Source organism: Pseudomonas sp. SMN11, from assembly GCF_052041945.1.
In the GTDB taxonomy this organism is placed as follows: Bacteria; Pseudomonadota; Gammaproteobacteria; order Pseudomonadales; family Pseudomonadaceae; genus Aquipseudomonas.
Map to the genome: position 1 here is coordinate 1 of NZ_JBKGGW010000058.1, position 21,881 is coordinate 21,881.

The 21,881-nt window shown below is 62.4% G+C and carries 20 protein-coding genes and 1 tRNA gene; 10 read left to right on the forward strand and 11 right to left on the reverse strand.

Going from position 1 to position 21,881, the window contains the following annotated elements:
• Positions 1–61: 61 nt before the first annotated feature.
• Together ACLEJU_RS27630 and ACLEJU_RS27635 are read right to left on the reverse strand one after the other, a co-directional pair.
• The gene (locus ACLEJU_RS27630) at positions 62–814 is read right to left on the reverse strand and encodes an ABC transporter substrate-binding protein (RefSeq protein ID WP_435425345.1); all 753 of its coding nucleotides are present in this window, start codon (positions 812–814) and stop codon (positions 62–64) included.
• 11 nt (positions 815–825) lie between these two features.
• Entirely contained in the window at positions 826–1,599 is a 774-nt protein-coding gene (locus tag ACLEJU_RS27635; protein ID WP_435425346.1) for an ABC transporter ATP-binding protein, read from the reverse strand.
• A 644-nt stretch (positions 1,600–2,243) separates the two neighbouring features.
• Between ACLEJU_RS27635 and gabP the strand changes: the two genes are divergently transcribed.
• Entirely contained in the window at positions 2,244–3,629 is a 1,386-nt protein-coding gene (gabP, locus tag ACLEJU_RS27640) for a GABA permease (RefSeq protein WP_435425347.1), read from the forward strand.
• A 180-nt stretch (positions 3,630–3,809) separates the two neighbouring features.
• Here gabP and ACLEJU_RS27645 read toward each other — a convergent pair whose 3' ends face one another.
• The 6 genes from ACLEJU_RS27645 to ACLEJU_RS27670 all read right to left on the reverse strand — a co-directional run bounded on the left by ACLEJU_RS27645 (position 3,810) and on the right by ACLEJU_RS27670 (position 9,224).
• Positions 3,810–4,253: a hypothetical protein gene (locus ACLEJU_RS27645; RefSeq protein ID WP_027917576.1), complete on the reverse strand. Its 444-nt coding sequence runs from the start codon at positions 4,251–4,253 to the stop codon at positions 3,810–3,812.
• Positions 4,254–4,313: 60 nt separating this feature from the next.
• Positions 4,314–5,303 (reverse strand): polyphosphate kinase 2, encoded by a 990-nt coding sequence (ppk2, locus tag ACLEJU_RS27650; protein ID WP_435425348.1) that lies wholly within the window; start codon positions 5,301–5,303, stop codon positions 4,314–4,316.
• 184 nt (positions 5,304–5,487) lie between these two features.
• Positions 5,488–5,563, reverse strand: a tRNA-Phe gene (locus ACLEJU_RS27655).
• Between the two features lie 90 nt (positions 5,564–5,653).
• Positions 5,654–5,926, reverse strand: a complete 273-nt coding sequence (locus ACLEJU_RS27660) for an oxidative damage protection protein (protein WP_400723745.1) — start codon at positions 5,924–5,926, stop codon at positions 5,654–5,656.
• Complete coding sequence (mutY, locus tag ACLEJU_RS27665) at positions 5,923–6,990, reverse strand: A/G-specific adenine glycosylase (RefSeq protein WP_435425349.1); 1,068 nt, start codon at positions 6,988–6,990, stop codon at positions 5,923–5,925. Before mutY ends, ACLEJU_RS27660 begins: the two co-directional genes overlap by 4 nt.
• A complete protein-coding gene (locus tag ACLEJU_RS27670) occupies positions 6,987–9,224 on the reverse strand; it encodes an AsmA family protein (protein WP_435425350.1) in 2,238 nt (745 codons plus the stop codon). Before ACLEJU_RS27670 ends, mutY begins: the two co-directional genes overlap by 4 nt.
• 456 nt (positions 9,225–9,680) lie before the next feature.
• Between ACLEJU_RS27670 and ACLEJU_RS27675 the strand changes: the two genes are divergently transcribed.
• From ACLEJU_RS27675 to hisF, 6 genes are all read left to right on the forward strand, one after another.
• Positions 9,681–11,342, forward strand: a complete 1,662-nt coding sequence (locus tag ACLEJU_RS27675) for an OFA family MFS transporter (protein ID WP_435425351.1) — start codon at positions 9,681–9,683, stop codon at positions 11,340–11,342.
• Positions 11,343–11,613: 271 nt separating this feature from the next.
• On the forward strand, positions 11,614–12,207 hold the full coding sequence (hisB, locus tag ACLEJU_RS27680; RefSeq protein ID WP_027917570.1) for an imidazoleglycerol-phosphate dehydratase HisB: 594 nt from the start codon (positions 11,614–11,616) through the stop codon (positions 12,205–12,207).
• Complete coding sequence (hisH, locus tag ACLEJU_RS27685; protein WP_060512243.1) at positions 12,208–12,846, forward strand: imidazole glycerol phosphate synthase subunit HisH; 639 nt, start codon at positions 12,208–12,210, stop codon at positions 12,844–12,846.
• Entirely contained in the window at positions 12,847–13,107 is a 261-nt protein-coding gene (locus ACLEJU_RS27690; RefSeq protein ID WP_060512242.1) for a DUF2164 domain-containing protein, read from the forward strand.
• A gap of 27 nt (positions 13,108–13,134) precedes the next feature.
• Positions 13,135–13,872 carry a 1-(5-phosphoribosyl)-5-[(5-phosphoribosylamino)methylideneamino]imidazole-4-carboxamide isomerase gene (gene hisA, locus ACLEJU_RS27695; RefSeq protein ID WP_003255731.1) on the forward strand — a complete coding sequence of 246 codons (738 nt, stop codon included), beginning with the start codon at positions 13,135–13,137 and terminating at the stop codon, positions 13,870–13,872.
• Between the two features lie 10 nt (positions 13,873–13,882).
• Positions 13,883–14,653 carry an imidazole glycerol phosphate synthase subunit HisF gene (gene hisF, locus ACLEJU_RS27700; protein ID WP_011536177.1) on the forward strand — a complete coding sequence of 257 codons (771 nt, stop codon included), beginning with the start codon at positions 13,883–13,885 and terminating at the stop codon, positions 14,651–14,653.
• 119 nt (positions 14,654–14,772) lie between these two features.
• Here the strand turns inward: hisF and choV are convergent, their stop codons facing one another.
• The 3 genes from choV to ACLEJU_RS27715 all read right to left on the reverse strand — a co-directional run bounded on the left by choV (position 14,773) and on the right by ACLEJU_RS27715 (position 17,825).
• The gene (gene choV, locus ACLEJU_RS27705; RefSeq protein WP_054886704.1) at positions 14,773–15,951 is read right to left on the reverse strand and encodes a choline ABC transporter ATP-binding protein; all 1,179 of its coding nucleotides are present in this window, start codon (positions 15,949–15,951) and stop codon (positions 14,773–14,775) included.
• Positions 15,948–16,796, reverse strand: a complete 849-nt coding sequence (gene choW / locus ACLEJU_RS27710; RefSeq protein WP_435425598.1) for a choline ABC transporter permease subunit — start codon at positions 16,794–16,796, stop codon at positions 15,948–15,950. The genes choV and choW overlap by 4 nt, the downstream gene beginning before the upstream one ends.
• Before the next feature lie 81 nt (positions 16,797–16,877).
• On the reverse strand, positions 16,878–17,825 hold the full coding sequence (locus ACLEJU_RS27715; protein WP_435425594.1) for a choline ABC transporter substrate-binding protein: 948 nt from the start codon (positions 17,823–17,825) through the stop codon (positions 16,878–16,880).
• Positions 17,826–18,267: 442 nt separating this feature from the next.
• On the opposite strand from ACLEJU_RS27715, the gene ACLEJU_RS27720 reads away from it, so the two are divergent.
• From ACLEJU_RS27720 to ACLEJU_RS27730, 3 genes are all read left to right on the forward strand, one after another.
• Positions 18,268–19,644, forward strand: a complete 1,377-nt coding sequence (locus ACLEJU_RS27720) for an L-serine ammonia-lyase (RefSeq protein ID WP_435425595.1) — start codon at positions 18,268–18,270, stop codon at positions 19,642–19,644.
• A gap of 512 nt (positions 19,645–20,156) precedes the next feature.
• Positions 20,157–21,263 carry a GlxA family transcriptional regulator gene (locus ACLEJU_RS27725; RefSeq protein WP_435425596.1) on the forward strand — a complete coding sequence of 369 codons (1,107 nt, stop codon included), beginning with the start codon at positions 20,157–20,159 and terminating at the stop codon, positions 21,261–21,263.
• 177 nt (positions 21,264–21,440) lie between these two features.
• On the forward strand, positions 21,441–21,617 hold the full coding sequence (locus ACLEJU_RS27730) for a hypothetical protein (protein ID WP_435425597.1): 177 nt from the start codon (positions 21,441–21,443) through the stop codon (positions 21,615–21,617).
• Positions 21,618–21,881: the final 264 nt, after the last annotated feature.

Sequence of the window (21,881 nt, forward strand, 5' to 3'; positions counted from 1 at the left end):
GTGTTTGGGGGTGGTTTTTTTTGGTCTTTTTCTCCCCGGGTTCCCCCCAAGTCAGGGCGGATCATTCGATGCTGAATGGGAAGTACTTGTCGTTGATCTTCTTGTACGTACCGTCAGCCTTGATTTCTGCCAGGGCTTTGTTCAGATCGTCGCGCAGCTTGGTATCACCCTTGCGCACGGCAATGCCGATCTTGTCGCTGTCCATCACCGGGTCGCCCTTGAACTCGTAGTTCATGCCGTCCTTGCTCTTCAGCCACTCGTACTGCACGTATTTGTCGGCGAGGATGCCGTCGATGCGGCCGGAAACCAGGTCAAGGTAGGCGTTTTCCTGGGTGTCGTAGAGCTTCACGTCCACGCCCGGGAAGTTGTCTTCAAGGTAGGTACCGGCCAGGGTGGCGCGCTGGGTGCCGATGGTCTTGCCCTTGAGCGAGTCCTTGTCGGTCTTGAAGTCGACATTCTTCGGCGCGATGAACTGCAGCTTGTTTGAGTAGTACGGGTCGGTGAAGTCGACGGCCTGCTTGCGCTCGTCGGTGATCGACAGCGACGACACCAGGAAGTCGAACTTCTTGGCGTTCAGGGCCGGGATGATGCCGTCCCAGTCGGAGGTGACCACCGAGCACTCGACCTTCATCTTGGCGCACAGGGCGTCGCCGATGTCCTTGTCGAAGCCGACGACGTTACCGCTGGCATCCTTGTTGTTGAACGGTGGGTAGGCGGCTTCGATACCCATGCGCAGTTTTTCCGCGGCCATGGCGTTTGCCGACATCACCAGCGTGGCAGCGGCTGCCAGGAGGAACTTCTTGTAAGTGTGCATGTATTGCTCCGTTAGCGGTGGCTGGACATGAATTGCTTGCAACGCGCCGAATTCGGGTTCTCGAAGACCTGCTGCGGCGTTCCTTGCTCTTCAACCAGGCCCTGGTGCAGGAAGACCACTTCACTGGACACCTGGCGGGCAAAGTTCATCTCGTGCGTCACCAGCAGCATGGTACGGCCTTCTTCGGCCAGTGCGCGGATAACGTTAAGCACTTCCTGGACCATTTCCGGATCGAGCGCCGAGGTCGGCTCGTCGAACAGGATGACCTTGGGCTTCATGGCCAGGGTGCGGGCGATGGCGGCGCGCTGTTGCTGGCCACCGGAAAGCTGGGCGGGGTAGCTGTGGCGCTTGTCGTAGATGCCGACCTTGTTCAGCAGCGCTTCGGCGGCCTCGATGGCCTCGGCCTTGCTTTGGCCGAGCACGCGGCGTGGCGCCTCGATGATGTTGTCGAGGATCGACATGTGCGGCCACAGGTTGAAGTTCTGGAAGACGAAGCCGATCTCGCTGCGCAGGCGGTTGATCTGGCGATTGTCGGCGGCGATCAGGTCGCCGTTCTTGGCGGCCTTGAGCTTGAGGCTTTCGCCGGCAACGAGGATTTCGCCCTGGTGGGGGTTTTCCAGCAGGTTGATGCAGCGCAGCAGGGTGGACTTGCCGGAGCCGGACGACCCCAGGATGGAGATCACGTCACCGTCGCGCGCGGTCAGCGAAATGCCCTTGAGAATTTCCTGCTCGCCGTAGCGTTTGTGCAGATTGCGGATTTCCAGCGCGGGCGTGGCCTGGGCCATGTGCGGTCCTCATGTGATCGGGTGCGTTCCCAGCTGTTGGCGGCCTTCCTGGCGAGCGCCACGCTAGCATAGCGGCAATATGACGGCCAACAGGGTCGCAGGGGGCTCAAGGCGTTGCCGGGGCAGTTTGTCGCATCGTTGCAGTGCAACGTCGCGCAGATGTCCGCAAAGGGTCTCGCCCAGCTCCATAGCCTTGATGAAAAAAGGCGCGATGGTGCCAGTTTTGGCCAGCACTGGGAAGCTGTTTTAGACCATTCGCGGGCCATTTGCAGCTCTGCCTCGCACCTGCGGGTGCGACTTCGGCCAGGAGATCCGGGGGTGGCAGGTTGTACCTTTGGGTTGCACTTTTATGCTTTGCACTGGTGCAAGGGTGTTACCGGGGAGCACCTTTGGTGCGTTTGTAAGTGGGTATTTCCGTAATCTGGAGTTGGCATGGGGATTTGGCGACCTTTCGGTCAAGGATTGGCCGAATGCCCTGCAACCCGCGTCGTATAAGGCTCCCGATATCGATCTGACGAATGCATTCAGCACATGGCGCGGTAATTGCCAGTAGGAATGCGCCGATTGCAGCGACGCCTAGGTCAACCCCAGGCGCGCTCTGTTCCCGCAGTCGGAGTGGTCCACTCCTTACAAAGGTAGTTTTAATGAGCGGTAACAATTCCAATGACCTCGCTCAGGGGCTCAAACAACGGCATGTCACCATGCTGTCCATTGCTGGCGTTATCGGCGCCGGTCTGTTCGTAGGTTCCGGCCACGCTATCGCAGCTGCCGGCCCGGCCGTGCTGCTGGCCTACGCCGCCGCGGGTACCTTGGTGGTACTGGTAATGCGCATGCTCGGTGAAATGGCGATCGCCTCGCCGGACACCGGTTCGTTCTCTACTTATGCCGACCGCGCCATTGGCCGCTGGGCCGGTTTCACCATCGGCTGGTTGTACTGGTGGTTCTGGGTGCTGGTCATCCCGCTGGAAGCCAACGCCGCCGCAGCCATTCTCCATGCCTGGTTCCCGTCCGTGGACCTGTGGGCCTTCTCTCTTCTTATCACCCTTGCGCTGACCCTGACCAACCTGTGCAGCGTCAAGAACTATGGTGAGTTCGAATTCTGGTTTGCCCTGCTCAAGGTGCTGGCGATCATCGGCTTCATCGTTGTCGGCTGCATCGCCATGTTCGGCTTCGCGCCTGGCAGCCAGGTAAGCGGCGCTTCGCACCTGTTCGATACCCAGGGTTTCATGCCTAACGGCTTGGGCGCGGTGTTGGCGGCCATGCTGACCACCATGTTCTCGTTCATGGGTACCGAAATCGTCACCATCGCTGCAGCCGAATCGAAAGACCCAGGCAAGCAGATCAGCCGCGCTACTAACTCGGTGATCTGGCGTATTTGCCTTTTCTACCTGGTGTCGATCTTCCTGGTCGTGGCCCTGGTGCCGTGGAACGACCCGGCGCTGGCCGAAGTGGGTTCCTACCAGACCGTGCTGAGCCGCATCGGTGTGCCGAACGCCAAGCTGATCGTCGACATCGTCGTACTGGTCGCCGTGACCAGCTGCCTGAACTCGGCGCTGTACACCTCGTCGCGCATGCTGTTCTCGCTGAGCAAGCGCGGCGACGCCCCGGCCATCGCCCAGCGCACCACCAAGGCGGCTACCCCGCATGTGGCCGTGCTGCTGTCGACCGCTGCCGCGTTCCTCTGCGTGTTCGCCAACTACGTGGCCCCGGCCCAGGTGTTCGAGTTCCTGCTGGCCAGCTCCGGCGCCATCGCGCTGCTGGTGTACCTGGTGATTGCCATTTCGCAGCTGCGCATGCGCAGCCAGCGTGAGGCGCGTGGCGAGAAAATTGCCTTCAAGATGTGGCTGTTCCCGGGCCTGACCTGGGCGACCATCGCCTTTATCGTAGCCGTGCTGGCGGTGATGGCGCTGCGTGAGGATCACCGTGCGGAGATCATCGCGACTGCGCTGCTGAGCATTGGCGTGGTGGCGGCTGGCTTGCTGGTGCATCGCAAGCGTGAAGCTGCCGGTCGGGTGGCGCTGGATAACTGATCCGCGCTGCTTGAAATGAAAAGGCCGCGCCCCGTGTAGGGCGCGGCTTTTTTTATTGACTGTTCTGGCCTCTTCGCGGGTAACCCCGCTCCCACAGGGACCGCACAGTCTCGGAGCTTGTGGTGACCCTGTGGGGGCGGGTTTACCCGCGAAAGGGCCAGGGCAGGTTACATGGCCCGGTCAGCCGAACTGCTTCTGCTGTTGCTGCTGCTTGGCCACCAGCTCGGACGCGGCGATGTAGGCTTCCTGGAACTCATCGCTCTCCAGCCAGGCCATGGTAGTGTCTTCGTCGGCGCCGTCGAGCCAGGTGCGGTAGGCGTTGAACACCAGCACGATGTAGTCGGTGGCGTGCTCTTCCTTGTGACCCTTGAGTACCAAGGCCAGCAGCGGGTCGACCAGGAACACCGAGATCATCGCCACCAGGCTGGTTTCCTGTGCGGCTTTCATCTTGTCGAACAGCTCTTTGTAGCTGTCGGTCTCCATGGCCTTGTTAAACACCTGCTCGATGCTGGCGCTGTCACCGGCGCTGGCCTTGACCGCCTGGCCGCTGCGCACCATGCGGTTCTGCTTGGCTTTGCTGGCGGCGCGCTTGGCGCGTTTCTGTTGCTTGGTTGGGGTGGCCATGGGGTGAATCCTTGGGGTGTCCGGAAATTGCGCGTATTGAAGCGCAGCAGCCCGGGTGATTCAACTGGCGGGCGTTGTCGGCTCGTCCTCCTCGAACCCCCGCGATGCCCGGCCGACCAACAGCTCATCCGGCGCATGTGCCACGCGGTGGTCCTTGCCCGGGTAATCCAGCGAATGCAGGAAGTGCCGAATGCAGTTGATCCGCGCGCGCTTCTTGTCGTCCGACTTGATCACCGTCCATGGTGCATCGGCAGTATCGGTATGGAAGAACATCGCTTCCTTGGCTGCGGTGTAGTCTTCCCACTTGTCCAGTGACTTGATGTCGATGGGCGACAGCTTCCAGTGCTTGAGCGGGTCGTCCCGGCGCGAGATGAAGCGGCGCAACTGCTCTTCGCGGTTAACCGAGAACCAGTACTTGAACAGCAGGATGCCGCTGTTGCACAGCATCCGTTCCAGGTCCGGTGCCTGGCGCATGAACTCCAGGTACTGTAGCGGCGAGCAGAACTCCATCACCTTCTCGACCCCGGCGCGGTTGTACCAGGAGCGGTCGAAGAAGACCATTTCGCCCGCCGTGGGCAGGTGCTGGATGTAGCGCTGGAAATACCACTGCCCCAGCTCCTGCTCGGAAGGCTTCTCCAGCGCGACAATCCGTGCGCCCCGCGGGTTAAGGTGCTCCATGAAACGCTTGATGGTGCCGCCCTTGCCCGCCGCGTCACGCCCCTCGAACAGGATCACCACGCGCTGGCCGGTTTCCTTTACCCAGCTTTGTACCTTCAGCAGTTCGATCTGCAGGGCGTGCTTGGCCTTCTCGTAATCCTGGCGGCGCAGACGGGTGCGGTACGGGTAGCTGGCCGGCAGGCGCGCCGAGGTGCTGTCTTCGTTGCTGCCCTTCGGCGCGCTGGCCACTTCAAGCGCGGTAGGGGCCTGGCTGACCTGAGTGATGGTGGGCTCGGGTTTACGCTGGCGAGGGCGGCGTGTGCGTGGAGTGGCCGGGACGCGAGTAGAGGATGCGTCGGGGGCGGGGAGCAGGAGGGTGGCTTCTTCGCTCATGGAGGTCCTTGCGAGGTGGTGTCGAATGTCCACCTGCAATTTTGAGTCTGAGCGAGAAAGGGCTTGTTGATACCGGTCAACGGCGGAGGGGCAGGGCAGTAAATCCCAGACAACAAAAAACCCGCACTAGGCGGGTTTCTTGTTGTCGCTTCGGGTAACTTTGCAACCACCAGAAGCTTGAAGGTGGTGCCCAGAGACGGAGTCGAACCGCCGACACGAGGATTTTCAATCCTCTGCTCTACCGACTGAGCTATCTGGGCGACGAGGTGAATTAAATAGATTTTCTGACGGCCCGTCAACGACTTTTTGAAAAAATTTTAAATTAATTCCGTCGCTTACGTTTCATGGGGTCATTCGGAGGGTGGAACGTAGCCTTCCGCCTGGGCGTATTCCTCGCCGGCGAAGAACTTGTCCATCTCGCCCTGGAGGAACTTGCGGTCCTCGCCGTTCATCATGTTCAGGCGCTTTTCGTTGATCAGCATGGTCTGGTGTTTCTTCCAGTCTTCCCAGGCTTTCTCCGAGATGTGGTCGAAGATGTCCTGGCCCTTGGCGCCGGGGTAGGGCGGGCGGTCCAGACCTGGGAGTTCTTCTTTGTACTTGCGGCACATCACGGTGCGGGTCATCGGGCTTCTCCTGCAATCAGTTCGTCGGCCGCGCGTTTGAGCAGCTTCTTGACCGGGGCGGCGAGGCCCAGGCGCGGCGGGGTGGCGAGGTTATACCAGAGCCAGTCGGCCTCGGCCACGTGCTGGCCGAGCGGGTCGACACGTACCAGCCAGGGCTCGATCGCCAGCTGGAAGTGGCTGAAGGTGTGGGTCAGGCCGTCCAGTGCGCGGCTTTCGGACAGGCGCAGGCCGTGCTGGTAGGCGAGGTCGTCGAGCTGCGCGATATCGTCAAGCTCCGGCAGGCTCCACAGGCCGCCCCACAAGCCGCTGGATGGGCGGCGGTAAAGCAGGATGGCGCCTTCGTGGTTGGCCAGCAGCGGCATCAGCGTGCGTCGTTGGGGCAGCGCCTTGCGTGGCTTGGGCTCGGGGTAGCGAGTCTCCTCGCCGTGCAGGTGCGCTTCGCAGCCGCGCTGCAACGGGCAGATCAGGCAGCTGGGCTTGCTGCGCGTGCACAGCGTCGCGCCCATGTCCATCATAGCCTGGGTGTAGTGGTTGGCGCGCTGCTGCGGGGTGAAACGCTCGGCCGTGGCCCACAGCTGGTTGGCCACCTTGGGCTCGCCGGGGTAGCCGGCCTGGGCGGTGTAGCGGGCCAGCACGCGCTTGACGTTGCCATCGAGAATCGGCGCGCGGATGCCCATGCTGATGCTGGCAATGGCCCCTGCGGTCGAGCGGCCGATGCCGGGCAGTTCGGTGAGCTGCTCGACGCTGCGCGGAAATTCGCCGCCATGCTGCTCGACGACGATCTTCGCCGCTTTCTGCAGGTTGCGGGCGCGGGTGTAGTAGCCAAGGCCGGTCCACAGGTGCAGCACTTCGTCCTCCGGCGCTTCGGCCAGGGCCTGCACGGTCGGCAGGGCCTGCATGAAGCGGTCGAAGTAGTTCAGCACGGTGCTGACCTGGGTCTGCTGCAGCATGATTTCCGACACCCATACGCGGTATGGGTTGATGCCCTGTTGCCAGGGCAGGTCGTGGCGACCGTGCTGGTCGTACCAATCCAGCACGGCGCTGGAGAACTGCGTGGGGGTCATCGCTTGAACAGCCCCTTGAGCGCGTCTTTCAGTTCTGGGCTCACTTTGTCTCCGAGTTTTTCATCGATCTTGTCTTTCAGGCGGTTGCCGGCCAGCTTGGCCGCGACCTTGCCCAGGCCATCCTGGTCCAGGCGGCAGGCCTTGGCACCGAGTTCCAGCGGGCCGCGGCAGCGCAGCGGCACTTCCACGCCCACGAAGCGTTCGTTGACCTGGCAGGCCGGGTCGGGCATGGCGCGCTGGTCTCCTTCGACGATCACGCCGATGTTGTAGTCCATGCCCAACACGCGCAGGTCGAGGTCGCCATGGCCGTTTACGGTCAGGCCCGGGATACGTGCCTTGAGGTCCGGGTTGCTGGCCACGCCATTGCGAATCACCAGGCTGCCGCGCAGTTCTTCGAACGGGGTGTCCTTGCCGCGCGGCTCACCGCTCAGGGTCTTGCGGTTGAGGGTGGCGATGGCCTGGCAGAGTTGCTGTTCAAGGTTGGCGTTGACCAGCACGCCGTCATTGATGGCGAAGTTTGCGCTGCCATTGAGGGTATCGACCAGTGCCTTTTGGCTGTTACCGGTGGCGGTCAGATCACTGGTCAGGGTCAGCAGGCCTTTGACCGGTGGCGTCTGCTCCTTGCCTTCGGCCTTGATGAAGTGCTCGACCGGTACCCGGTTGATCTTGGTGTTGATACCGAGCTGTGGCACGGCAGGACGTACGTCGAGGTTGCCCTTGGCTTCGAAAGTGCCGTTGTAGAGGCCGCCACGGAGGGCCTGCAAGGTCAGCAGGCCGCCTTGGCCTGTGGCCTGCAGCTGAGCGTCGCTGATCGGCAGCTTGTCCAGGGTCAGCGAGCCGAAGGCCAGGTCGGCCTGCAGGTCGAGTGCGCGCAGGCGGTCGACCGGCAGCAGCTTGTCATCGCTCCAGGCCACCTGGGTCGGGGCGTTGGGCAGCGGCGAGCTACCGGCAGCGGCCACGGCGGTGGATTCCTGTTGCTGGACCTCGGCCTGGCGTGCGGCAGTTGCACCCTTGGCCTGTTCGCTCTTGGCCGGCGTGTAGCGATCGGCGTCGAACTTGTCGCCTTTGAGCTGCAGGCGCAGGGCCTGTTTGGCAAAGTCTTCGATGGCCACACGGCCTGTGAACGTGGTGTCGTCCAGCTTCACGGCCAGGTCGGCGAGAGTCAGGCTGGTCGGCGTGCCTTGCAGGCGGGTTACCAGCTCCAGCTTGCCGAACGCGGCAGGGTCGGTGGTGGCCGGCAGCGGATGGCCGATGCCGTCGAGGAAGGTGCGCAGGTTGAACTGGGCGATGGACAGGCCACCACTCAGTTGCGGGGTCTTGTCCAGTTCACGCACGTTCAGCTCGCCGAGGGCGCGCAGCTGGTTGGCCGAGACCTTCAGGCTGTTCCACGAGGCCACGTTGGCACCCATGTCGACCAGCAACTGGCCTTGGGCGCCAAAGGTGACGGTCTTGCCGCCGGTAGGTTCGCCCGAGGTTTCGCCGTTCAGGCGCAGGTCTTCGAAGTTGTAGCGCTTGAGCTTGCGGTCGAAGCGCAGTTCGCCGGCCAGCTCGGTGCGGGCCTTGATGGCCGGCTGGCTGGCACTGAGGAAGGCGCTGGCCTTGAGGGCGATGTTGGTGCCTTCGTGGACTGGACCGGTGCTCAGCTGGATGCTTTCGGCGCTGTAGCTCTGGCCGCTCTTGGCATCGTTGTAGTAGACCCGGGCGTTGTTCACCGTGAGACTGTCGATGTCGAGCTTCACCGCGCGCTCGCTGCTGCTTTCGGCAGGTTTGGCGGGCTGCTCGGCAGGTGCCTGGGCAGGGGCGTTGGCAGTGCCGTCGGCTGCAGCCGGTAGCGGCTTGCCGATGTCTTCCCAGTTGCCGTGGCCATTTTCGTCACGCGCCAGGGTCAGGTTGAGGCCTTCGACGCGTACATCGCTCATCTGCACTTCGCGGCGCAGCAATGGCAGCACGCGCACTGAGAGGCCGAGCATCTGCAGGTCGGCGAACGGTTCCTTGGGTTTGGTCAGGGTGGCGATGCTGGCTTCGTGCAGCTCCAGGCCCAGCCAGGGGAACAGGCTCCAGCCAATGTCGCCGTTGAGGGTCAGCTCGACGTGGGCCTTGTCGCGCGCCAACTGGCGGATCTCGTCTTTATAGTCGTTGGGATCGAAGAGGTGGGTCAGGGCGAAGCCCAGGGCCACGATGATCAGCAGCAACCCGAGAAGCCCAAGTCCCAGGATTTTGCCGAACGCTTTCATGGGCGAGTCCTTGTAGTCCGTAGTGTGAATTCCGAACGGCTGAGTATAGCGCCGCAGGGGTGGGTCCCGTGTATTCGACTAGCGATGCAGGGCGAACCTGGTGATTTGAGGGTTCGACAATTGTGGTTTTGACAGTTCCTTCGGTGCTGGATTCTTCGCGGGCAAGCCCGTTCCCACAGGGTCATCACAGGTTTTGAGAGCTGTGCATTACCTATGGGAGCGGGTGTACCCGCGAAGCATCCAGCACAGAAATACCGATTCAGCCGCGCAAAAAATAACGATATCAGATTGCTTTCATGTCATCTGCGAACTGGTACCCTTGTGCCGCTTTGCGGAGCGGCCGCGACCCATTGTCGCGGACGTTACCCAGGGAAAAGGCCAATTCGCCCTGCGTGCGAGAACAAGAGCCCGGGATTCCAACCGCCAGCACTGTCTACCTACAAAAGGATCGAATCCATGAGCAGTACCATCACGGCAGGGGGGGCGGCCAGCGCGCCGAGCTTCCTGTCGAAGGAGCGCATCATCGCCCGCCCGGGCTTCAACCGCTGGCTGGTCCCGCCGGCCGCTTTGGCCATCCACCTGTGCATCGGCATGGCCTACGGCTTCTCGGTGTTCTGGCTGCCACTGTCGCAAGCCATCGGCATCACCGCGCCAGTTGCCTGTTCGGCAGACATGGGCTTCATCGCCCGTATGTTCAGCGCCGAATGCGACTGGCCGATCTCGATGCTGAGCTGGATCTACACCCTGTTCTTCGTCTTCCTCGGCTGCTCGGCCGCAGTACTCGGCGGATGGCTGGAGCATGCCGGCCCGCGCAAGGCCGGCCTGGTTTCGGCACTGTGCTGGTGTGGCGGCATGCTGATCTCGGCGATCGGCGTGAAGACCCACCAGCTGTGGCTGATGTGGCTGGGTTCCGGTGTGATCGGCGGTATCGGCCTGGGCCTGGGCTATATTTCGCCGGTCTCGACCCTGATCAAGTGGTTCCCGGACAAGCGCGGCATGGCCACCGGCATGGCGATCATGGGCTTCGGTGGTGGCGCCATGGTGGGCGCACCGTTGGCCACCGCGTTGATGGGCCATTTCGGCAACGAACATGAGGTGGGCGTGTGGCAGAGCTTCGTCGCCATGGCCGCGATCTACTTCGTGTTCATGACCGCTGGCGCCCTGGCTTACCGCGTACCGCCGACCGGCTGGAAACCTGAAGGCTGGACTGCCCCGGTGAAAAAAGCCGGCAATGGCATGGTCACCGACCGCCACGTGCACGTCAGCGTTGCCTGGAAAACCCCGCAGTTCGCCCTTGTATGGCTGGTGCTGTGCCTTAACGTTTCGGCCGGTATCGGCATCCTCGGCATGGCGTCGCCGCTGCTGCAGGAAGTGTTCGCAGGCAAGCTGCTGGGCAACGAGCTGAGCTTCAGCGAGCTGAACGCCGCGCAACTGGCGCAGATCGCCGCCATCGCCGCCGGCTTTACCGGCCTGCTGAGCCTGTTCAACATCGGCGGCCGCTTCTTCTGGGCCTCGTTCTCCGACTACATCGGCCGCAAGAACACTTACTTCGCCTTCTTTGCCCTGGGCGTCGGCCTCTATAGCCTGGTGCCGAACATGGGCCACCTGGGTAACGTGGCGCTGTTCGTGGCGGCGTTCTGCATAATTCTGTCAATGTACGGCGGTGGCTTCTCCACCGTACCGGCCTACCTTGCCGACCTGTTCGGCACGCAGATGGTCGGTGCCATCCACGGTCGCCTGCTGACCGCCTGGGCTGCGGCAGGCGTGCTGGGCCCGGTGCTGATCACCTACCTGCGCGAGTACCAGCTGGCGGCGGGTGTGGAGCGTGCAGCGGCCTACGACATGACCCTGTACATCCTCGCCGGCCTGCTGGTGCTGGGCTTTATCTGCAACCTGCTGATCCGCCCGGTGGCCGACAAGTACTTCATGACCGATGCTGAACTGGCTGCCGAACGTGCGCTGAGCCACGACAAAGGCGCTGACGGTGCGCGTTCGCTGGAGTGGCACGCCGCACCAGGTAGCCTGCCGCTGGTGTTGCTAGCCTGGGCTTTGGTGGTCGTGCCGCTGGCCTGGGGGGTGTGGATTACCCTTCAGAAGACTGCTGTCCTGTTTCATTGATGTAGTTTCATGGGGGGCGCTTTGCGCCCCTTTCGCGACGCAAGGCCGCTCCCACATGGACCGCATGAGCTTCAGGGTTGCACGGTCCCTGTGGGAGCGGCCTTGTGTCGCGATGGGCTGCAAAGCAGCCCCAATACCCCGGTTGTATAGACCTGTAGGCCTGTCCGGCCCCGCAATTCCTTGCCATGCCATATGTCATCCGCGTTTCAAGCTGGCGCGTTCTGGGCCTATAATAGAGCCCTTTTCGCCCAATGATTTTGCGGAGCTGGTGATGGTCGAACGTAAGGCTTCCGTCGAGCGCAATACCCTGGAAACCCAGGTCAAGTGCTCGATCAACCTCGATGGCAGTGGCAAGGCCCGATTCGATATCGGTGTGCCTTTCCTTGAACACATGCTGGACCAGATCGCCCGTCATGGGCTGATCGATCTGGATATCGAGTGCAAGGGTGACCTGCATATCGACGATCACCATACCGTCGAAGACGTAGGTATCACCTTGGGCATGGCATTCGCCCAGGCCATCGGCGACAAGAAAGGCATCTTCCGCTACGGCCATGCCTATGTGCCGCTGGACGAAGCGCTGTCGCGCGTGGTCATCGACTTCTCCGGCCGCCCTGGCCTGCAGATGCATGTGCCTTACACCCGCGCTACCGTTGGCGGCTTCGATGTCGACCTGTTCCAGGAGTTCTTCCAGGGCTTCGTCAACCACGCCCTGGTAACCCTGCACATCGACAACCTGCGTGGCCACAACACCCACCACCAGATCGAAACCGTGTTCAAGGCTTTCGGCCGCGCGCTGCGCATGGCCGTGACCCTCGACGAGCGCATGGCCGGGCAGATGCCGTCGACCAAAGGGTGCCTGTAAATGCAGACGGTAGCCGTAATCGACTATGGCATGGGCAACCTGCACTCGGTGGCCAAGGCGCTCGAGCACGTCGGCGCCGGCAAGGTGCTGGTCACCAGCGACGCCGCGGTAATCCGCGAAGCTGACCGCGTGGTGTTCCCGGGTGTGGGCGCGATCCGCGACTGCATGGCCGAAATCCGCCGCCTGGGCTTCGACAGCCTGGTCCGCGAAGTAAGCCAGGACCGCCCGTTCCTCGGCATCTGCGTCGGCATGCAGGCGCTGCTCGATCATAGCGAAGAGAACGACGGTGTCGATTGCATCGGCCTGTTCCCTGGCCAGGTGCGCTTCTTCGGCAAAGACCTGAAAGAAGACGGCGAGCACCTCAAAGTGCCGCACATGGGCTGGAACGAAGTCAGCCAGACCATCGACCACCCGCTGTGGCACGATATTTCCGACCGTGCGCGCTTCTACTTCGTGCACAGCTACTACATCAATGCCGGCAAGCCTGGCCAGGTAGTCGGCCGCGGCCACTATGGCGTCGACTTCGCTGCCGCGCTGGCCGATGGCTCGCGCTTTGCCGTGCAGTTCCACCCGGAGAAGAGCCATACCCATGGCCTGCAGCTGCTGCAGAACTTCGTCGCCTGGGACGGGCGCTGGTAAATGAGCCGTTCGAAGACCAAGGCCCCGGTCATCACCCTGGCCCCCGAAGAGGAACGCGAAGCGCTCGACACGCTCAAGCGCTTCCTGGAAGACCGCTTCGAGCTGCAGCTCGGGTCGTTCGAGGTGGCCGAGGTCCTCGAGCTGTTCAGCAAAGAAATTGCACCCCATTACTACAACAGGGCGATTGCCGATGTTCAGCTGCACCTCAAGGAGCGGTTCGAGAGCATCGAAAGCGATCTGTGGGCACTCGAAAAGCCCTGAACCCCCAAGAACAGACAGGTTCCCAAGATGCTGATTATCCCCGCTATCGATCTGAAGGACGGTGCCTGCGTGCGCCTGCGCCAGGGCCGCATGGAAGATTCCACGGTATTCTCCGACGACCCGGTGAGCATGGCCGCCAAGTGGGTCGAGGGTGGCTGCCGCCGCCTGCACCTGGTCGACCTCAATGGCGCCTTCGAAGGCCAGCCGGTCAACGGTGAAGTGGTTACCGCCATCGCCAAGCGCTACCCGAACCTGCCGATCCAGATCGGCGGCGGCATCCGCTCGCTGGAAACCATCGAGCACTACGTCAAGGCTGGCGTCAGCTACGTGATCATCGGCACCAAAGCGGTCAAACAGCCTGAATTCGTTGCCGAAGCGTGCAAGGCGTTCCCGGGCAAGGTCATCGTCGGCCTGGACGCCAAAGACGGCTTCGTCGCCACCGACGGTTGGGCCGAGGTCAGCTCAGTGCAGGTCATCGACCTGGCCAAGCGCTTCGAGGCCGATGGCGTCTCGGCGATCGTCTACACCGACATCGCCAAGGACGGCATGATGCAGGGCTGCAACGTGCCCTTCACCAAAGCCCTGGCCGAAGCCACGCGCATCCCGGTCATCGCTTCGGGCGGCATCCACAACCTGGGCGACATCAAGGCCCTGCTGGACGCCAAGGCCCCGGGCATCATCGGCGCCATCACCGGCCGTGCCATCTACGAAGGCACCCTCGATGTCGCCGAGGCCCAGGCCTTCTGCGACAACTACCAAGGCTGAGGACTGAACCATGGCACTGGCCAAGCGCATCATCCCTTGCCTGGACGTGGACAACGGCCGGGTGGTCAAGGGCGTCAAGTTCGAGAATATCCGTGATGCCGGCGACCCGGTGGAAATCGCCCGTCGCTACAACGAGCAGGGTGCCGACGAAATCACCTTCCTCGACATCACGGCCAGCGTCGATGGCCGCGATACCACCCTGCACACCGTCGAGCGCATGGCCAGCCAGGTGTTCATCCCGCTGACCGTGGGCGGTGGCGTGCGCACCGTGCAGGACATCCGCAACCTGCTCAACGCCGGTGCCGACAAGGTTTCGATCAACACTGCCGCGGTGTTCAACCCGGAGTTCGTCGGCGAGGCGGCGGACCGATTCGGTTCGCAGTGCATCGTCGTCGCCATCGATGCCAAGAAGGTGTCCGGGCCAGGTGAAGCACCGCGCTGGGAGATCTTCACCCACGGCGGGCGCAAGCCGACCGGGCTGGATGCCGTTGAATGGGCGAAGAAGATGGAAGGCCTGGGTGCCGGCGAGATCCTGCTGACCAGCATGGACCAGGACGGCATGAAGAACGGTTTCGACCTGGGTGTAACCCGCGCCATCAGCGATGCGCTGGGGATTCCGGTGATCGCTTCGGGTGGTGTGGGTAACTTGCAGCACCTGGCCGACGGGATTCTGGAAGGGCATGCCAGCGCGGTGCTGGCGGCCAGTATCTTCCACTTTGGCGAGTACACGGTGCCGGAGGCCAAGGCCTACATGGCTTCCCGCGGGATTGTCGTTCGCTGACAGTATGCTGGGAGGGCTCTGCCCTCCTTTCGCGACACAAGGCCGCTCCTACAGGGATACGCGTTCCCCTGTAGGAGCGGCCTTGTGTCGCGAAGGGCCGCAAAGCGGCCCCAAAGGCATCACCCGTGATTCTTGCCCAGCAAGGCGTGATAAAGCTCGGTATCCCCAAGAATCCCCACCACCTTGTCATTCTCCTGCAGCACCAGCTTGTTCCCGGTCTGGTAGCGAATCTGCAGCGCCTCACGCATGCCAATGTCGGCATGCACCAGGGTCGGCTTGCGGCCCAAGCCTTCAACGGCCTGCCCCGGCACCCAGTTTTGCATGTCCAGCCCGTTCTGCCCCTGGCGAGCACGCTTGATCGAATTCCCTTCACCCAGGTCCAGCCACGAATCGCCACCCGGGTCCAGGCACACCGAGCCGTTGACCCGCTTGCAGTTGTCCAGGCTGCGCATCAGGCTGCGGCCACACAGCACGTTCAGCGGGTTGGTGTGGGCGACGAAGGTACGTACGTACTCGTCGGCCGGGTTCAGCACGATCTCTTCCGGCTTGCTGTACTGGATGATCCGCCCATCTTTCATGATGGCGATGCGGCTGCCCAGTTTCAGGGCCTCGTCGAGGTCATGGCTGACGAACACGATGGTCTTGGAAAGCTTGGCCTGCAGGCCCAGCAGTTCGTCTTGCAGGCCCTGGCGGATCAGCGGGTCGAGGGCCGAGAACGGTTCGTCCATCAGCAGGATGTCGGCATCCATCGCCAGCGCCCGGGCCAGGCCCACACGCTGCTGCATGCCGCCGGAGAGTTCGTCCGGCTTCTTGTTGCGCCACTGGGTCAGGCCGACCAGCTCAAGCTTCTCGTCGACCAGCTTGCGCCGTTCCTTTTCCGGGCGGCCCTGCATTTCCAGGCCGAAGCTGATGTTTTCACGCACCGTCAGCCACGGCATCAGGGCGAACTTCTGGAACACCATGGCGATGCGCTTGGTGCGCATCATCTTCAGCTCTGCCGGGGTGCAGTGGGCAATGTCGATATGCTTGCCTTCATGCTCGACGAACAGCTTGCCGCGGCTCACGGTATTGAGGCCGTTGATGCAGCGCAGCAGGCTCGACTTGCCCGAGCCGGACAGGCCCATCAGCACGCAGATCTCGCCTTTGTTGATATCCAGGTTGGCCTTTTCCACACCGACCACCAGGCCGGTCTGCTTGAGGATCTGTTCGCGGGTCTGGCCCTTGTCCAGCAGCGCCAGTGCTTCGCGCGGCTTGTTGGAGAAGATGACGTCGACGTCTTCGAATCGAATGATGCTCATGCTTCACCCCTTACCGGCAGTTCCGGTTGCTTGCAGATACGGTCGAGCATGATCGCCAGCAGCACGATCGCCAGGCCCGCTTCGAAGCCCAGGGAAATATCAGCGGTGTTCAGTGCGTTGACCACGGGTTTGCCCAGGCCATCGGCGCCCACCAGAGCGGCAATCACCACCATCGACAGCGACAGCATGATGCACTGGGTGACGCCGGCGGCGATGCTTGGCATCGCGTGCGGCAGTTCGATACGGGTGAGCAGCTGGCGACGCGAGCAGCCGAACGCCTTGCCGGCGTCCATCAGCTCTTGCGGCACGTCGCAGATGCCCAGGTAAGTCAGGCGGATCGGCGCGGCGATGGCGAACACCACCGTCGAGATCAGCCCCGGCACCACGCCCAGACCGAACAGGGTCAGGGTAGGGATCAGGTAGACGAAGGTCGGCACGGTCTGCATCAGGTCGAGCACCGGGCGCATGGCGGTGTAGAACATTGGCTTGTGCGCGGCGACGATGCCCAGCGGCACGCCGATGGCCACGCAGACCACGGTGGCGAAGGTCACCTGGGCCAGGGTCTCCATGGTTTCCTGCCAGTACCCCAGGTTGAAGATCAGCAGGAAGGAAAGGGCGACGAATGCGGTCAGTGCCCACTTGCGCTGGATGAAATGCGCCAGGGCGGCGAACAGGAAGATGAGCACGAACGGGTTGAAGAAGGTCAGGGCACTGGTGACGCCATGAATCATGAACTCCAGGCCTCGGGCAATGGCGTCGAAGTAGTTCGCGCCATTCTGGGTCAGCCATTCGACGAACGACGCGATGTACTGGCCCAGGGGTATTTTCTGATCGATAAGCATGATAGCGAGCTTCCACCTGCAAAGATTGAAATCAGTCCGGGGCGGGCACGGTCCCGCCCCGAGGTAGCGCTACGACGTATTGCGTTATTGAGCGAGTTTGGCCTTGGCCGCCTCAAGGCCGGGTTTGCCATCCACGGTGGTGACGCCTGCCAGCCAGGTATCCAGCTTGCCGGGGTTGTCCTTGAGCCACTTCTTGGCGGCCGCCTCGGGTTTCATCTTGTCGTCCAGGACATAGCCCATCATGGTGCTTTCATCCTTGAGCTCGAACGACAGGTTCTTCAGGAGCTGGCCGACGTTGCTGCATTCCTGCACATAATCCTTGCGGGTGTTGGTCAGCACTGTGGCCTTGCCGAAATCGGGGCCGAAGAACTCGTCCCCGCCGGTCAGGTACTGCATCTTGAAACGGGTGTTCATCGGGTGCGGTTCCCAGCCCAGGAACACCACCGCTTCGCCACGCTTCTGCGCGCGGTCTACCTGCGACAGCATGCCGGCCTCGCTCGACTGCACGATCTTGAAACCGGCGTCCTTCAGGCCGAAGGCGTTCTTGTCGATCATGCTCTGGATGGTCCGGTTGCCATCGTTACCGGGCTCGATGCCGTAGATCTTGCCGTCCAGTTCCTTCTTGAACTTGGGAATGTCGCTGAAATCCTTGAGCCCCTTGTCATACAGCGCCTGAGGTACGGCCAGGGTGTACTTGGCGTTCTCCAGGTTGGCGCGCACGGTATCGACAGTGCCGGCGTCGCGGTACTGCTTGATGTCGTTCTCCATGGTCGGCATCCAGTTGCCGAGAAACACGTCCAGGTCCTTGCCGGTGGCCAGCGACTTGTAGGTCACCGGTACCGAGATCATGGTGGTGTGGGTCTTGTAACCCAGTGCTTCGAGCACAACGCTGGTGGTTGCCGTAGTCACGGTGATATCGGTCCAGCCGACATCGGAGAAGCGTACCGTCTGGCACTGCTCGGGCTCGGCGGCCTGGGCCAGCAGAGGCGCGGACAGCATCGCAACCAGCAACAGCGAGGGTGAACCTTTCATGGATGGACTCCTGTGATTTTGTCTTCGGGTTCGCATGGGTCGCCGGGCTTTCTCAGGGTCCGGTCGACCAGGCCTGCAGAGGGCAGGTTGCGTGGCCGTGCTTTACGAGTCGCTTTCGATAATCCTCCAGCGCCGGGCAATCGCCTACTGGTGGGGTCGTAACCAGTACGGAACGGGTCGCATCCAGTACGGGCGATGTCGTTTATGAGTTTTTCCACCCCTGTAGCCGCATTTTTGCGTCACCAGGCCGCTCGAAAGCGGCGCGCAGGTGGCCGAAAAGGCTGCGGCGCTGCTGGACAAAAGTACGTCGGTTGCAGACGGCGAGGGGGTAGGCAAAAGCCCGATGATGCGTGCATTCGTGGCGGCTCGCAGCTTCAGCCTAGCAGTTGCCCCGCCCTGCGCATGGCGCGCAGAGACAAGCCCAGCAAGAGGTGATTCGACAATGGCCATCAGCGTGTTCGACCTGTTCAAGATCGGTGTCGGGCCCTCCAGCTCCCACACCGTCGGCCCCATGCGTGCTGGCGCCTTGTTCGTCCAGGGCCTGTGTGAGCGCGGCGAGCTGGATCAGGTGCAACGGATCGAAGTTCGGCTGTACGGTTCGCTGTCGGCCACCGGCATCGGCCACGGCACCGACAACGCCACCATCATGGGCCTGATGGGGGAATGGCCGGACGCCATCGACCCGACCCAGATCGTTCCGCGGATCGCCGACCTGCGCGAAACCAACACCCTGAAGCTGGATAACCGCCTGCCCATCGAGTTCGTCTGGGCCCGCGATATGCTGCTGCTGGACGAGAACCTGCCATACCACCCCAACGCCATGACCTTGATCGCCGAAGGCGCCCAGGGCGAGCTGCACCGCGACACCTACTACTCGGTCGGTGGCGGTTTCGTGGTCGACGCCGCCCAGGCCGCCAGCGGCGTGCTGGATGCCGACCAGACGGTGCTGCCGTACGATTTCAACAGCGCCGCTGAACTGCTGCGCCTGTGCAAGCAAAACGACCTCAGCGTGTCGCAATTGATGATGGCCAACGAGAAGGTCTGGCGCAGCGAGGAAGAGATCCGCGCCGGCCTGCACAAGCTCTGGGAAGCCATGCAGGAATGCGTCAACAACGGCCTGAAGTACGAAGGTACGCTGCCCGGCGGGCTCAACGTGCGCCGCCGCGCCGCCAAGCTGCACCGCAGCCTGCAGGAAATCGGCAAACCCAACGTGATCGGCTCGACCATGAGCGCCATGGAGTGGGTCAACCTCTTCGCCCTGGCAGTCAACGAAGAGAACGCCGCCGGCGGGCGCATGGTCACCGCGCCCACCAACGGCGCGGCCGGCATCATCCCGGCGGTGCTGCACTACTACATGCGCTTCAGCGATGCCGTGAATGAGTCCAGCGTGGTCGACTACTTCCTCGCCGCCGCTGCCGTGGGCATCCTGTGCAAGAAGAACGCGTCGATTTCCGGTGCCGAAGTCGGTTGCCAGGGTGAGGTCGGTTCGGCCTGTGCCATGGCCGCTGCGGGCCTTGCCGAAGTGCTGGGGGCGACCCCGCCACAGGTGGAGAACGCCGCCGAGATCGCCCTGGAGCATAACCTTGGCCTGACCTGCGACCCGGTCGGCGGCCTGGTGCAGGTGCCCTGCATCGAGCGCAACGCGATTGCTGCGGTGAAGGCGATCAATGCCGTGCAGATGTCCCTGCGTGGCGATGGCGAGCACTTCATCTCCCTCGACCAGGTGATCCGCACCATGCGCGACACCGGGGCCGACATGCATGACAAGTACAAAGAAACCTCGCGCGGTGGCCTGGCGGTCAGCGCCATTGAATGTTGATCACCCCTCACCAAGTTTGATTTTGTAAGAGCGGCCTTGTGTCGCGAAAGGGCCGCAACGCGGCCCCAGCTATTTTTGCGTAAGGGCAGAAATTCTGGGGCCGCGTTACGGCCCTTTCGCGACACAAGGCCGCTCCCACAATGACCGCGCTGCCCCTCGATTGCGCCTGTTTGGTGCATGCCGGTCGTCGGATGTCGCTATCAGTGCGGGCATTGTCGGTGACACTCAAGAGTGTCGTTTCTGGGCAACTTACACTGCGCGTGTCACCAAATTGCTCAGTCGTTACACGCAAGGCGCTAGCACGGCGGTTTGCGAAGAATTGCCAATTCGCTCGAAGTGCCTGATTTGCCGAATGAAGGCGTCGTTTTCAGGTTTTTTCGGATGGCCGTTCAATTTCAGGCACGGCCTTTGCGTTGAGATTGGCAACAAGCCCTGCACACGAAACCGGGGCCATAACAAGAAATCAGTGCCCGCCTGAGGCACGCCCTGCATTTGTGTGAGGAGAAATCGCGATGACGTCGTACACCTCCGGGAACCCAACCCAGAACCGCACAGCCCCCCAGTCCATCGGGTTTCTTCTTTTGGACAATTTCACCCTGATTTCCCTGGCATCGGCCGTGGAGCCGCTGCGCATGGCCAACCAGCTGTCCGGCCGCGAGCTGTACCGCTGGCACACGCTGACCGTCGATGGCGGCCAGGTATGGGCCAGTGACGGCCTGCAGATCACTCCCGATGCCGCCATGCACAACGCACCGCCGATCGACACCGTGATCGTCTGCGGTGGTGTCGGCATCCAGCGCACCGTTACCCGTGAGCATGTCACCTGGCTGCAAGCCCAGGCGCGTCAATCGCGCCGCCTTGGTGCAGTGTGCACCGGCAGCTGGGCCTTGGCCTGCGCCGGTCTGCTCGATGGCTTTGATTGCAGCGTGCACTGGGAATGCCTGGCAGCCATGCAGGAGGCCTTCCCGCGGGTCAACATGAGCACTCGCCTGTTCACCCTCGACCGTAACCGCTTCACCAGCTCCGGCGGCACCGCGCCGCTGGACATGATGCTGCACCTGATCAGCCGCGATCACGGCCGCGAGTTGTCGGCGGCGATCTCCGAGATGTTCGTGTACGAGCGCATCCGCAACGAACAGGACCACCAGCGCGTGCCGCTCAAGCATATGCTTGGTACCAACCAGCCGAAGCTGCAGGAAATTGTCGCGCTGATGGAGGCCAACCTCGAAGAGCCGATCGACCTCGACGAACTGGCCGTGTACGTGTCGGTGTCGCGCCGGCAGCTCGAACGGCTGTTCCAGAAGTACCTGCATTGCTCGCCGTCGCGCTACTACCTGAAGCTGCGCCTGATCCGTGCGCGGCAGCTGCTCAAGCAGACGCCGATGTCGATCATCGAAGTGGCCTCGGTGTGCGGCTTTGTATCGACCCCGCACTTCTCCAAGTGCTACCGCGAGTACTTCGGCATTCCGCCGCGTGACGAGCGTGTTGGCTCCAACACTGCGCAGCAGGTGGCGATGATGCCGATCCCGCAGGCCCTGACCCTGTCGCCGCACAGCGGGCCAATGGCGGCGCTGAGCCAGGCGCGCAACGAGTCGACCTTTGCCAGCGTAAGGCTCTGACAGCGAGTCGCCTGCTTCGCGGCTAAAGCCGCTCCCACAGGTACTGCACCGCTTTTGATTTCGGTGCAATACCTGAGGGAGCGGCTTTAGCCGCGAAGAGGGCAGCACAGCCAACGTATTTTTATCGGTTGTGCAACTGCGCGTGCTGCCATCGCCAGCGGCGCTGGAGCAGGCGCTGTGAAAACCCTGCGTACGTTTTATCGCCTGAGCCGCCCGTTCTGGGCCAGCCGCCAGCAATGGCCAGCCTGGCTGATGCTGGCAGCGGTGATCGGCCTTGGGCTGCTGGTGGTGCAGATCAATGTGCTGATCAACAGCTGGAGCAAGACCTTCCAGGGGGTGAGCAGCAGCGGCTGAGCCTGGCGCTGGCGCTGGTCTACCGGCCCGATACCTTGTACCTGGATGAGGCGACCAGCCAGTTGGATATGGAGAGTGCACGGGGGTTGCTAGTGATGCTCAGGCGGGAATTGCCGGGGTGCACGGTGGTGGGGGTGACCCATCAGGAGGAGTTGGTTCGGCTATTTGACCGGACCCTGGAGTTGGAGAAACAGCCAGAGCCTGCATAAGTCAGCGCCGGCCTCTTTTCGGGTAAGACCCCCAAAAAGACAGAGAAAGCCAAAC

Excerpts from the sequence above, each read along its gene's own strand:
- ACLEJU_RS27660 (WP_400723745.1), bottom strand. The coding sequence starts at position 5,926 with ATGACCCGCACCGTGATGTGCCGCAAGTACAAAGAAGAACTCCCAGGT.
- ACLEJU_RS27725 (WP_435425596.1), top strand. The coding sequence starts at position 20,157 with ATGACGTCGTACACCTCCGGGAACCCAACCCAGAACCGCACAGCCCCC.
- ACLEJU_RS27635 (WP_435425346.1), bottom strand. The coding sequence starts at position 1,599 with ATGGCCCAGGCCACGCCCGCGCTGGAAATCCGCAATCTGCACAAACGC.
- ACLEJU_RS27630 (WP_435425345.1), bottom strand. The coding sequence starts at position 814 with ATGCACACTTACAAGAAGTTCCTCCTGGCAGCCGCTGCCACGCTGGTG.
- ACLEJU_RS27690 (WP_060512242.1), top strand. The coding sequence starts at position 12,847 with ATGAGCCGTTCGAAGACCAAGGCCCCGGTCATCACCCTGGCCCCCGAA.
- hisF (WP_011536177.1), top strand. The coding sequence starts at position 13,883 with ATGGCACTGGCCAAGCGCATCATCCCTTGCCTGGACGTGGACAACGGC.
- hisH (WP_060512243.1), top strand. The coding sequence starts at position 12,208 with ATGCAGACGGTAGCCGTAATCGACTATGGCATGGGCAACCTGCACTCG.
- ACLEJU_RS27675 (WP_435425351.1), top strand. The coding sequence starts at position 9,681 with ATGAGCAGTACCATCACGGCAGGGGGGGCGGCCAGCGCGCCGAGCTTC.
- hisA (WP_003255731.1), top strand. The coding sequence starts at position 13,135 with ATGCTGATTATCCCCGCTATCGATCTGAAGGACGGTGCCTGCGTGCGC.
- ACLEJU_RS27645 (WP_027917576.1), bottom strand. The coding sequence starts at position 4,253 with ATGGCCACCCCAACCAAGCAACAGAAACGCGCCAAGCGCGCCGCCAGC.
- choV (WP_054886704.1), bottom strand. The coding sequence starts at position 15,951 with ATGAGCATCATTCGATTCGAAGACGTCGACGTCATCTTCTCCAACAAG.
- mutY (WP_435425349.1), bottom strand. The coding sequence starts at position 6,990 with ATGACCCCCACGCAGTTCTCCAGCGCCGTGCTGGATTGGTACGACCAG.
- ACLEJU_RS27670 (WP_435425350.1), bottom strand. The coding sequence starts at position 9,224 with ATGAAAGCGTTCGGCAAAATCCTGGGACTTGGGCTTCTCGGGTTGCTG.
- ACLEJU_RS27715 (WP_435425594.1), bottom strand. The coding sequence starts at position 17,825 with ATGAAAGGTTCACCCTCGCTGTTGCTGGTTGCGATGCTGTCCGCGCCT.
- ppk2 (WP_435425348.1), bottom strand. The coding sequence starts at position 5,303 with ATGAGCGAAGAAGCCACCCTCCTGCTCCCCGCCCCCGACGCATCCTCT.
- hisB (WP_027917570.1), top strand. The coding sequence starts at position 11,614 with ATGGTCGAACGTAAGGCTTCCGTCGAGCGCAATACCCTGGAAACCCAG.
- ACLEJU_RS27720 (WP_435425595.1), top strand. The coding sequence starts at position 18,268 with ATGGCCATCAGCGTGTTCGACCTGTTCAAGATCGGTGTCGGGCCCTCC.
- gabP (WP_435425347.1), top strand. The coding sequence starts at position 2,244 with ATGAGCGGTAACAATTCCAATGACCTCGCTCAGGGGCTCAAACAACGG.